This is a genomic window from Alcaligenes faecalis (assembly GCF_002443155.1).
Lineage (GTDB): Bacteria > Pseudomonadota > Gammaproteobacteria > Burkholderiales > Burkholderiaceae_B > Alcaligenes > Alcaligenes faecalis.
Window position 1 is genome coordinate 515701 of the sequence record NZ_CP023667.1, and the last position, 11087, is coordinate 526787.

Annotated in this window: 11 protein-coding genes; 4 read left to right on the forward strand and 7 right to left on the reverse strand. The window is 58.6% G+C overall.

Annotated features, from left to right (window positions below; genetic code table 11):
- Nucleotides 1-345 precede the first annotated feature (345 nt).
- Nucleotides 346-792: a MaoC family dehydratase gene (locus CPY64_RS02450; protein WP_042483327.1), complete on the forward strand. Its 447-nt coding sequence runs from the start codon at nucleotides 346-348 to the stop codon at nucleotides 790-792.
- Nucleotides 793-1031: 239 nt separating this feature from the next.
- Here the strand turns inward: CPY64_RS02450 and CPY64_RS02455 are convergent, their stop codons facing one another.
- Nucleotides 1032-2225, reverse strand: a complete 1194-nt coding sequence (locus CPY64_RS02455) for an acyl-CoA dehydrogenase (protein ID WP_042483331.1) — start codon at nucleotides 2223-2225, stop codon at nucleotides 1032-1034.
- 272 nt (nucleotides 2226-2497) lie between these two features.
- On the opposite strand from CPY64_RS02455, the gene CPY64_RS02460 reads away from it, so the two are divergent.
- Complete coding sequence (locus CPY64_RS02460; RefSeq protein ID WP_042483334.1) at nucleotides 2498-3379, forward strand: LysR substrate-binding domain-containing protein; 882 nt, start codon at nucleotides 2498-2500, stop codon at nucleotides 3377-3379.
- Nucleotides 3376-5121 carry a gamma-glutamyltransferase gene (gene ggt, locus CPY64_RS02465; protein ID WP_042483336.1) on the forward strand — a complete coding sequence of 582 codons (1746 nt, stop codon included), beginning with the start codon at nucleotides 3376-3378 and terminating at the stop codon, nucleotides 5119-5121. Before CPY64_RS02460 ends, ggt begins: the two co-directional genes overlap by 4 nt.
- A 328-nt stretch (nucleotides 5122-5449) precedes the next feature.
- Here ggt and purU read toward each other — a convergent pair whose 3' ends face one another.
- The 5 genes from purU to CPY64_RS02490 all read right to left on the reverse strand — a co-directional run bounded on the left by purU (nucleotide 5450) and on the right by CPY64_RS02490 (nucleotide 9399).
- Nucleotides 5450-6304, reverse strand: coding sequence for a formyltetrahydrofolate deformylase (purU, locus tag CPY64_RS02470; RefSeq protein ID WP_198501052.1), 855 nt, complete (start codon nucleotides 6302-6304; stop codon nucleotides 5450-5452).
- A 25-nt stretch (nucleotides 6305-6329) separates the two neighbouring features.
- Entirely contained in the window at nucleotides 6330-7445 is a 1116-nt protein-coding gene (locus tag CPY64_RS02475; protein WP_042483343.1) for an NAD(P)/FAD-dependent oxidoreductase, read from the reverse strand.
- Between the two features lie 88 nt (nucleotides 7446-7533).
- Nucleotides 7534-8046 (reverse strand): flavin reductase family protein, encoded by a 513-nt coding sequence (locus CPY64_RS02480; protein ID WP_042483346.1) that lies wholly within the window; start codon nucleotides 8044-8046, stop codon nucleotides 7534-7536.
- A gap of 39 nt (nucleotides 8047-8085) precedes the next feature.
- A complete protein-coding gene (gene pdxH / locus CPY64_RS02485; RefSeq protein ID WP_042483349.1) occupies nucleotides 8086-8718 on the reverse strand; it encodes a pyridoxamine 5'-phosphate oxidase in 633 nt (210 codons plus the stop codon).
- Nucleotides 8719-8727: 9 nt separating this feature from the next.
- Nucleotides 8728-9399, reverse strand: coding sequence for a gamma-glutamylcyclotransferase (locus tag CPY64_RS02490; RefSeq protein WP_042483350.1), 672 nt, complete (start codon nucleotides 9397-9399; stop codon nucleotides 8728-8730).
- A gap of 252 nt (nucleotides 9400-9651) precedes the next feature.
- Between CPY64_RS02490 and CPY64_RS02495 the strand changes: the two genes are divergently transcribed.
- On the forward strand, nucleotides 9652-10452 hold the full coding sequence (locus CPY64_RS02495) for a tRNA threonylcarbamoyladenosine dehydratase (RefSeq protein ID WP_042483353.1): 801 nt from the start codon (nucleotides 9652-9654) through the stop codon (nucleotides 10450-10452).
- On the opposite strand, the gene CPY64_RS02500 is transcribed toward CPY64_RS02495, so the two are convergent.
- Nucleotides 10429-11079 (reverse strand): aminotransferase class IV, encoded by a 651-nt coding sequence (locus CPY64_RS02500; RefSeq protein WP_042483357.1) that lies wholly within the window; start codon nucleotides 11077-11079, stop codon nucleotides 10429-10431. The two genes, CPY64_RS02495 and CPY64_RS02500, sit on opposite strands and share 24 nt — an antisense overlap.
- Nucleotides 11080-11087 lie beyond the last annotated feature (8 nt).

Below are 11087 nucleotides of genomic sequence, written 5' to 3' on the forward strand. Positions count from 1 at the left end.
CCGGGCGTTCAGGTAATTGGTAATTAGGAAACCCTCTTTATGCCATAGATTGATCCGCGACGCACAAGCGTGCCCCAGCTGATCCTTGATGTGGACATTTTGCTGCTGTTTTGAGCCGCTTTCCGCCGGGGGCTGCAAATTTTGACAGAGATGGTAGAGTGGCGCTCTCGATCTTTTTTTTGCCGCCGGGCCGTCCCAAGGTGAAAGCTCCCCCTTTGGGGGCAGCGAGCCGAAGGCGCAGCGTGGGGGCTTTTTTGTCGCCGGGCCGCCCCAAGGCAAAAACTCCCCCTCGGGGGGCAGCAAGCCGAAGGCGCAGCGTGGGGGCTTTTTTCGTTGTACAACAACATGAAATTTGCTGAATTTGAAGTGGGTATGCTTATCAAGCACCCACTTGTTCCTGTGACTCGCGAAGAGATGCTGGATTTCGCCCAGAAGTATGATCCGCAGTCTTTTCATATCGACGACAAGCAGGCCGAAGAAGGCCATTGGGGCGGTTTGATCGCCAGCGGCTGGCTCACTTGTGGCAAAGCCATGCGTATGGCCGTGGATTCTGCCTTGCACGATTCCGAGTCCTTTGGCTCGCCGGGTCTGGAACGTCTGCGCTGGGTCTTGCCTGTGCGGGCCGGTGACTCCATTCGTCTGGAGGCCACGGTGGCATCCAAGCGTGTGTCCAGTAGCCGTTCAGATCTGGGCATCATTCGCTGGAACTGGAATGTGTTCAACCAGCGCGATGAGCTGGTGCTGGAGATGGAAGCGACCAGCATGTTTGAGTTAAAGTCCGAACAAGAATAAAAAGATCACCACAGCATAGCTTCGGTTTATCGATTTCCCAGTGGCCGCTTTGATCCTGAAGTGGCCTTGCAGCTGGAAAGAATCTCCACCCACACCAAGCTTTTTACCTCGGGTTTCCCGGCAGTAAAAACTGCCGATGCAGGCGGGGGGATGTGCCACTACTGCAGGCAATCCATCAGTTTGATCAGGCTCTGAACGGACAAGGGCAAAGCCTCTGGCTTTGCCCTGTTCGGTCTGCTTTAGAAGAATGCCTGAATGCCGGTTTGTGCACGACCCAGAATCAGGGCGTGTACGTCGTGAGTACCTTCGTAGGTATTCACCACTTCCAGGTTGACCAGGTGGCGAGCAATGCCGAATTCGTCAGAGATACCGTTGCCACCCAGCATGTCGCGTGCCAGTCGGGCAATATCCAGTGCCTTGCCGCAGGAATTGCGCTTCATGATGGAGGTGATTTCGACGGCCGCCGTGCCTTCGTCCTTCATGCGTCCCAGACGCAGGCAGCCTTGCAGCGCCAGCGTAATCTCGGTTTGCATATCGGCCAGCTTTTTCTGGATCAACTGGTTGGCGGCCAAGGGGCGGCCAAACTGCTTGCGGTCCAGGGTGTACTGGCGGGCGGTGTGCCAGCAGGATTCGGCGGCGCCCAAGGCACCCCAGGCAATCCCGAAACGGGCCGAGTTCAGGCAGGTGAAGGGGCCACGCAAGCCCGAGACATGGGGCAGCATCTGGCTGTCTGCAATTTCCACGTCGGCCATGACAATCTCGCCGGTCAGGGAAGCGCGCAAGCCCACTTTGCCGTGAATGGCCGGGGTGGACAGGCCCTTCATGCCTTTTTCCAGAATGAAGCCGCGGATCTTGCCGTCGTCTTCACCGCCCACGACCTTGGCCCAGACCACCAGCACATCGGCGATGGGAGAGTTGGTAATCCAGGTCTTGTTGCCGCTCAGGCGATAGCCGCCATCCACTTTCACGGCGCGGCTTTCCATGGCGCCGGGGTCCGAACCGTGATTGGGTTCAGTCAGGCCAAAGCAGCCAATCCACTGTCCGCTGGCCAGCTTGGGCAGGTACTTCTGTTTCTGCTCCTCGCTGCCAAATTCAAAAATCGGCACCATGACCAGGGAAGACTGCACGCTCATCATGGAGCGGTAGCCCGAGTCCACACGTTCCACTTCGCGGGCGATCAAGCCATAGCTGACGTAGTTCAGACCAGCACCACCGTAGGCTTCGGGAATGGTGGCACCCAACAGGCCCAGCGAGCCCATCTCGGCAAAGATGGCGGGGTCGGTCTGTTCGTGGCGGAAGGCCTCCAGCACGCGCGGCAGCAGCTTTTCCTGTGCGTAAGCGTGGGCGGCATCGCGCACCATACGTTCTTCATCGCTTAACTGCTGATTCAGCAGCAAGGGGTCGTCCCAATGGAAAGAGGGATTGTCAGACATAGAGGTACTCCGGGTAGATCAAAGACGGTCAATCAGGTGGGGCCAACAAGGGCACCATCGGTCTGGAAACAGGGAAAGAGCAGGCCAAGTATCGCTGAACGCGGGAAGATTTGTGCATCTTCAGGCAGGCGATATCAGGTTAAAGTCCCAGCATAGTGTGCGTAAAGCGCACAAGGCAATTGATAAAATTGCACAATGTCGTGTGCTGGCGTAACGATCCGGCCCTGCGCTGTATGGGCAGGGCTGAGGCGGCAGAATTAAGAGGGAGACCTATGAGACAAGGCGTGCCCAGTTTGGGCGCATTACAGGCCTTTGAGGCCACGGCCCGCTTGGGGACTTTTTCCCGTGCGGCCGAGGAGCTTTCTTTGACGCATAGCGCGGTGTATCGGCAGGTCAGCGGCCTGGAGCAACGCCTGGGCGTGACCTTGCTGACACGGGTGCGGCGGCGTCTGGTGCTGACTCCGGCTGGGCGCGATTATGCCGCCCGTATCCGCCACCATCTGGAGCAAATTGGCAAAGACACTTTCAGCCTGATTGCGCGCGCTGGTGTGGGCCGCAGCATTCATCTGGCGGTGCTGCCTACCTTGTCCACGGTGTGGCTGATGCCGCGCCTGGCGCGTTTCTCCCAGCGCTATCCGGATATCACGGTCAGCCTGTCCGTGCGTACCACTCCGTTTCAGTTTGGCGACCATCCCTTTGATGCCGCCATTTATCATGGGCGGCAGTTATGGCCGCAAACCGAGGGCATCAAGCTGTTTGATGAAGGCGAACTGGTGCCGGTGTGCTCGGCCAAACTGGCGGCCAGTGGCGACTGGAAAAAACTGGTTCATCTGCATATGTCCACACGCCCCGATAGCTGGTCGGACTGGTATCGCTCTGCCGGTCTGGAGCCTGACCTGCGTGTCAGTTCCGGCCCGCGTTACGAGCTGTTCAGCCTGGTGATGGCAGCACTGCATGCCGACATGGGCGTGGCCTTGATGCCGCGCTTTCTGGTGCAAGAGGCGCTGGAGCAGGGCGAACTAATCATGCCGCTGGACCATGCCATGCCCGTTAGCGAGGCCTATTTTTTTAGTTATCCCACGGCCAATGAGCCCAGCGAAGCGGTGCTTTTGCTGGAACAATGGCTGCTTGAGCACGAAAAGGAGAACACATGAGATTGCACTGGAAACCGGCTCTGCTGTCGGCTGCCTTGACCCTGGCCCTGGCGCTACCGACGCATGCCCGGGAAGTAGCCAGCCAGCACTTGAATCCGGAAGCGGCCAGCAGTGTCATGCAGCGCGACAAGCTGGTCACCCAGAAAAGCATGGTGGTGACAGCTCACCCTTTGGCGACTCAGGCCGGTTTGCGCATTCTGGAACAGGGCGGCAGTGCGGTTGATGCGGCCATTGCGGCTCAGTTGGTGCTAGGGCTGGTGGAGCCACAGTCCTCCGGTATTGGCGGTGGCGGCTTCTTGCTGATGTTCCAGCCCAAGACCGGCTTGATGAGCTATGACGGACGGGAAACGGTGCCTGCAGCCAGCAGTCTGGATCGCTTCGAGCTGGACGGTAAAACCATGTCCTTCAAACAGGCGGTCAATAGTGGTCGTTCGGTAGGCGTACCGGGTTTGCTGCGTGCCCTGGAGTTGATGCATAAAGATGGTGGCGTGCTGCCGTGGGCGAATTTGTTTGACCCGGCGATTGAGCTTGCCGAGGTCGGCTTCGAGGTCAGCCCTCGTTTGAATACCTTGATTGCCGATAATCCCGAACTGGCTGACAAGGCTGCTACACGTGCCTATTTTCTGAACGAACAGGGCAAGCCCTGGCCCGTCAGCCATCGTTTGCAGAACAAGGAATACGCGCAGGTGCTGCGCTTGTTGGCCAGCCAGGGCGCACAGGCTTTCTATCAAGGTGAGCTTGCTCAGGATATGGTGGCCGCCGTTGCCGCCGATCCGATTGCGGGCGATTTGGCGGTGTCCGATTTGACGCAGTACCGTGCGCTGCGCCGCGAACCCCTCTGTATGGACTGGCAGCAAGTGGCGCTCTGTGGCATGGCGCCGCCCAGTTCCGGGGCTATCAGTGTGATGCAGATGTTGGGTATCTTGCAGCACACGCCCATTGCTGACGCAAAACCGCAATCTGTCGAAGCGATTCATTATTTCTCTGAAGCAGGGCGCCTGGCTTTTGCGGATCGGGATGCCTGGGTGGCTGATCCGGCGTTTGTGTCTGTGCCACAGCAGGCTTTACTGGCTCCGGAGTATCTGAAATCCCGCGCCGCCTTGATCCAGCCTGACCGGTCCATGGGACACGCCCAGCCAGGCAAGCCTTTGGCTGACTCACAAGCCGCAAGCGACAACACGCCCGAGTTGCCCTCCACCACGCATCTGTCCGTGGCGGATGACAAGGGGCAAGTGGTGTCCATGACTACGTCGGTAGAATCTGCTTTTGGCAGCAAGATCATGGTGCATGGTTTCTTGCTGAACAATCAGCTGACAGACTTTGCCTTGAGTCCCAAGGACGAGATGGGGCGCCTGTCTGTGAATCGGGTGGAGCCAGGCAAACGTCCGCGCAGTTCCATGGCGCCGATGATGGTGCTGCAGGATGGTCGCCCTGTGATTGCCCTGGGTTCACCCGGTGGCAGTGCCATCATTCCTTACGTGGCTCAGGCCCTGACCGGCATGTTGATGTGGAATCTGGATGCTCAAGAAGCTGTCAGCCTGCCGCATTACGGTAGCCGCAATTGGGCGACTGAGCTGGAGGCAGGAACCGCAGTGACAGAACAAGCGCAGGCTTTAAGGGCGTTGGGGCACGAGGTACGCGAGCAGCCTTTTCCCAGCGGTACGCATGTGATTCGCTGGACTCAGGATGGACTGGAAGCCGGGGTAGATCCACGGCGGGAAGGGCTGGCGCTAGGGCAATAAGCAGCATTTTGTAGCCACGTATCCTAGCTAAACATTGGTTATGTCTAAGAGACATGCTGCTCAGCTGAAAACGCATGTTGGACTTGGATAAGCAGTCAGATTCGGGAAAGACCGTCGGCAATTTGAAGCAGAGACTCGTCAGAGATTGGCAGAGACAGCAGTCGATCGTTGCCAGAGGCTGGTAGAGCTAATTGCCAAGTAGCTAGCAGGCTCAAATCGTCTGGCTTTTGAAAAAATGGGTGACCAGTAAAAAAGCCCTCAATGCTGTGGATATAGATCCACGCATTGAGGGCTTTTTTTCGGCTTAAGGTAGGCCTGATCTCGCTGCTTAGCGGAATACCACCGTGCGCTGATCGTTCAGCAAGATGCGGTGCTCCACGTGGGCGCGCACGGCACGGGCCAGAACCAGAGACTCCACATCGCTACCGATCTGGGTCAGCTCAGCTGGGCTGACCGAGTGGGTGACGTGTTCCACGCCCTGTTCAATGATCGGGCCTTCGTCCAGATCAGCCGTCACGTAGTGGGCGGTGGCACCAATAATTTTCACGCCGCGGGCGTGTGCCTGGTGGTAGGGGCGTGCACCCTTGAAGCTGGGCAGGAAGCTGTGGTGAATATTGATGGCGCGGCCAGACAGGGACTGACACAGATTGGTGGACAGAATCTGCATGTAGCGGGCCAGCACAACCAGATCAATCTTCAGATCACGAGCCAGGTCGATGATTTGCTGCTCTTGCTCGGGGCGGGTTTCCGGTGTCACGGGCAGGTGGTGGAAAGGAATGCCGTAAGAAGAAGCCAGACCAGCGTGGTCGGTATGGTTGGAGGCAACGGCAGCAATTTCCACCGGCAGTTGGCCGCTATGGGCGCGGAACAGCAGATCGTTCAGGCAGTGGCCTTGGCGGCTGACCAGGATCAGCAGGCGGGCTTTGCGCTGGGCGTCATAAATATTGGCGTCCATGCTGAATTTTTCAGCAATGGGGGCGAAGCTGGTTTGCAGCGCGTTGACGTCCTGCTTTTCGGGCAGGGAAAACTGGATGCGCAGGAAAAAGCGGTTGGTGGCGGCATCGCCAAACTGCTGTGCCTCAAGAATGTTGCCGTTCTGCTCAAGCAGCCAGCCCGATACGCTGTGGACAATGCCGGTACGATCCGGGCAGGATAGGGTCAAGATGTAATCGTTCATCGACAGTATTGTAAAGATTTCAGAAAAGTTTTTAAGCTGCCTGGGCCAGGGTTTCTTGGCTGTGTTGTGCAATCGCTAAACACGCGGTCAGGCCGGGCGATTCGATGCCGAACAGATTCAGCAGTCCGGGTATGCCGTGCTCGGCGGGACCCGAAAAGACAAAGTCGGCTGCCGCATGGCCTGCGGGCACAATTTTAGGCCGGATACCGCTATAGGCGGGGTTCAGGCTGTCATCAGGCAAAGCGGGCCAGTACTCGCGCACGGCCGCGTAAAAAGATTGGCCCCGCTGCGGGTCCATATCGTAGTTCTCGTCCTGCACCCATTCCGTGTCCGGGCCAAAGCGGGCCTGACCGGCCAGATCCAGCGTCAGATGCACACCCAGCCCGGCTTTATTGGGCATGGGGTAAATCAGGTGCTTGAAGGGCGAGCGACCCGCCAAAGAGAAATAGCTGCCTTTGCACAGATAGGCATTCGGGATATGGCTGGCATCCAGCCCCTCGATCTGGCGTGCGGCGGCGACCGCGCCCAAGCCAGCGGCATTGATCAGGTGGGTAGTCGTCAGGCTGAAAGCTTCTGCTCCACCGACGTGGACCTCAAAACCTTGTCCGGGCAGGACACGCGCACTGACAAAGGGTGTATTGAAGACCAGTTGGGCACCGTGGTTCTCCGCATCGCCCTGCAAGGCCAGCATCAAGGCGTGGGTATCCACAATGCCGGTGGAAGGAGAGAGCAGGGCGGCGCTGCAATTCAAGGCCGGCTCCAGAGCCTGGGCCTGGGCGGCATCCAGCCACTGCAAGTCGTCCACACCACAAGCCCGCGCCTGGGCCTGCAATTTCAGCAGGTCTGCTTCCTGTTCGGGCGTAGTTGCCACAATCAGCTTGCCGCAACGGGCGTGGTCGACATGGTGTTCCTGGCAGTAGTCATACAGCCGGGCTTTGCCTTCTACGCACAGGCGGGCCTTCAGGCTGCCCGGCGTGTAGTAAATGCCCGCGTGTATGACTTCCGAGTTGCGCGAACTGACGCCATTGCCAATGCTGGCGGTTTGCTCGATCAGCAGAACCTCCATGCCTTGCTGGGCCATTTGTCGGGCGCAGGCCAAGCCTACGACCCCCGCTCCCAGCACTATGCAATCGACATCGTTTGCCATGAATCAGGACCTTATTGGCGCGTTAAAGCAAAAGGCGTAGTGTACTCCCGCCATGCAGCCGTCGTCAGGGGGGCGTTGCAACACCCTGTCACGCCAGGGATGGGGTCAGGTCAAAGTCGCCCGCATGGTAAATCAGGGGCTGATGGGCGCTGCGTTCGCAGTGGGTGACTTCACCGATAAAGATCAGGTGGTCGCCTGCCTCATGCACGGCATAAGGCTTGCACTCGAACCAGGCACTGCAACGCTCGTCGTCCAGCATGGGCAAGCCGTGCGGGGAGCGTTTGGTGGGGTGATCGCGAAAGCGCTCGGCTTGTTCGCCCCAGGCAAAACGCTTGGCCAGCGATAGCTGACTGGCTCCCAACACGTGAATCACATAGCCTGCACCGTCCACAAAATGCGGCAGGGACTGGGAGCGCTTGGCCAGCGACCACAGTACCAGAGGCGGGTCCAGGGAAACAGAGTTAAAGGAGCTGACGGTCAGGCCAATGGCCTGATCCGGGTGATCTTTGTTGGCTCCGGTCACCACCGTCACGCCGGTGGCGAAACGGCCCAGTGCCGAACGAAAGAAGTCGCTATCGAAGGTAGAAGAAAAAACAGTCATTGCATCGAGTCTGCGGGCAGGCGTACCCAAGGGTACGTCTTAAGGAGCCAGTCGGCTCACCTGCCAGTCAGATTGGTCCTTGCGGTCGAACACCAGCCGGTCGTGCAGGCGTGAGGCACGGCCTTGCCAGAATTCGACATGGTCTGGAGTCAGTCGGAAGCCACCCCAGTGTTCAGGGCGGGCGGGATGTTCACCTAAGCTTTCAGTGTACTGCTTGGCACGGGCATCCAGCTCTGCGCGGCTGATGGGCTGGCTTTGTGGCGAGGCCCAGGCACCAATGCGCGAGCCCAGAGGACGGCTGTGAAAGTATTCGTCGGACTCGGTCGCACTGATGCGGCTGATGCGGCCTTCAAAACGCACCTGGCGTTGCATGGAGGCCCAGAAAAAGGACAGGCTGGCCCACGGGTTCTGGTCCAGATCCGTGCCCTTGCGAGACGCGTAATTGGTAAAGAACACCAGACCTTGCTCGTCGTACCCCTTGAGCAGGACCACACGCGCCGAAGGGCGGCCTTCCGCGTTCACGGTGGCCAGCGTCATCGCCGTGGGTTCGACTTCCTTCAGTTCAATCGCCTGATCCAGCCAGCGTTGAAATTGCTGGCGAGGATCGGCACAGAGTTCGTTTTCGCTCAGCGAAAAGCGTTCGTATTCGTTACGAAAATCAGCAAGGGACATGAGGCGCTCTTAGGCTTGTTGAGGATTAAGCAGTGCAGTCTGGCTCTGTAGTAATTGAACCACTGATTGCAGGCGTTTATCCAGAATTTTAGAGCGTTGCAGCGCCGAGGCGGTTTCCATGACGTATTCAATGCAAGGGCCATTGGTTCCCTGGGCCGAATACACCACTTGCCGCAGCTGTTCGTCCGGCATGCGGGGCACGTAAGCGTCGGTCTTGCGGTTCATGGTAAAGACCAGGGCGCGAATATCGCCCTGGCTGGTGCGGCAGCGCAACCAGCGGGGAATATAGGCACCGCTGGGCATTTCGCGCAGCCATAGAGCATCGAAGACCTTGGGCACGCTTTCGGCGGGAATACGGAAAGCCATGCCCCGGCAAGAACCACCTACATCCAGCCCAAAGACCAGACCGGGCTGCTCGGGCGTGCCGCGGTTGATACGTGACCACAAGCACAGCGCCCGGTGGTAACCGCGCAGCAAGGCCTGGCGCTGCTCGGCAAATTCAAAATCGGGACGCCAGATCAGGGAGCCGTAGCCATAGACCCACAGGTCCTGTTTTTCACACCACTGCGCCTCTTCCAGGGATTGACGCAAAGAGGCGTTGCGCTCTTCGTCAGTCAGGACACGAAAGCTGCACGGTGTGGGTACGGCGGAAGGTGAGGCGGAAATAGAATCGATGTTCACGGCAAAAAGGGGTGGTAAGCCAAAATCACAGATGCTTGAAACCTATGACAATTGTAGAGCAAGCACAGTCCACTGTAGCGGGCTTTGCTGCTGATAACTAAGGAAAAATACTAATTTGCTTATATGAGTGTTGCTATTTGGCAGAGCACAGTCAAGCCACCAGGGCATAAGGCCTGCTTCGCGGGCTGGGCAGGCGAAATTAGACGTAGAATTAACGGGTTTGGCCGCATGGGCCGGTGATGGACAGATTGCATGACAGAGCAGCACAACATGGATGCCGAACGCCGCTTCGGTGGTTTGGATCGTTTGTATGGAGCCGGAGCGCGTGAGCGTCTGGCGGCCGCCCATGTGATGGTGGCGGGTATCGGGGGCGTAGGCACCTGGGCGGTGGAGGCTTTGGCCCGTTCTGCTGTGGGCCGGATTACCTTGATTGATCTGGATAATATTGCCGAATCCAATATCAACCGCCAACTGCCTGCTCTGGACAGCACCCTGGGCATGGCCAAGATTGAAGCCATGGCCCAGCGCATTGCGCAGATCAATCCACACTGCCAGCTGCAATTGATTGAGGACTTTGTTACCGAGGACAATGCAGCCAGCCTGATGGAGCAGCGTCCCGATGTGTTTCTGGATTGTACCGACCAGGCCAGCGCCAAGATCGCCCTGATCTTGCAGGCCAAGCGTTGCAAGGTGCCGCTGTTGAGTTGTGGTGGGGCAGGTGGCAAGACCGACCCGCTGAGCTTGCGCCGGGGAGATTTGTCGGTGGCACGCCATGATGCGTTACTGGGCAAGCTGCGTCAGATTCTGCGCAAGCAGCATGGCTTCGCGCGTGGCAGCGATGCCCAGGGCCGTGCCCTGAAGCGTGTGTCCCGCATGGGGGTGGATTGCTTGTGGTTCGAGCAGGAAACCCGCCTGCCACAAAACTGGACCCAGGCTGAAGACGGTGCCCTGCAAGGGTTGGCCTGTGCAGGCTATGGCTCCGGAGTGACGATTACGGCCAGCATGGGGATGCAGGCCGCCGACTACGCCTTAAACCGGATTCTGAACCAGTAAGGCGTTCTGCCAGCCGCGCAGGGCGTTCGAAACACGAATCGCCCGTGCATGCAGCAAGTCATCCAGAAAAAGCTCCGTTTCACGGGCCAGACCGCCATTCAGAAGCGCCTGTCGTTGCACGCCAGGCAGGAGCCAGCCTTGTGCGGGTGGTGTCCACCAATGACCCTGCTCATCCTGGATATAGATATTGCTGCGGCTGCCTTCGCAAACCCGGCTTTGCGTATCCAGAAAAATCACATCAAAGAGTTGGGGATGCTTTTCCAGCAGGGCAGCGGCGTCCTGATACCAGGGGCGATGCGTGGTCTTGTGGGAAAGCAGCGGATCCTGAGCTGGCAGAGGGGTCTTGGACAGGCACAGTTGCAATGGCCCTTCCAGAGCGGCCAAGGCCTGTGCCTCGGCCTTCGCACTGGCTTTTGCGTTCCATAGAATGCGTAGCCGCAAGGGAGTATTGACGGGAGCCTGGCCCAGCGCCGTATGCATGGCTTGCAGCCAGGTCTGGGCGTCCCAGTCGTAGCCCAGTTCCGCGCAACTGCGCGCCACGCGTTCCAGGTGCAGTTCCAGCAGGGGGATCTGGCCGTCCGCGTCTACCCGCAAGGTTTCTATCAATTCAGGTTTGCTTTGGCTCATGATGCTGC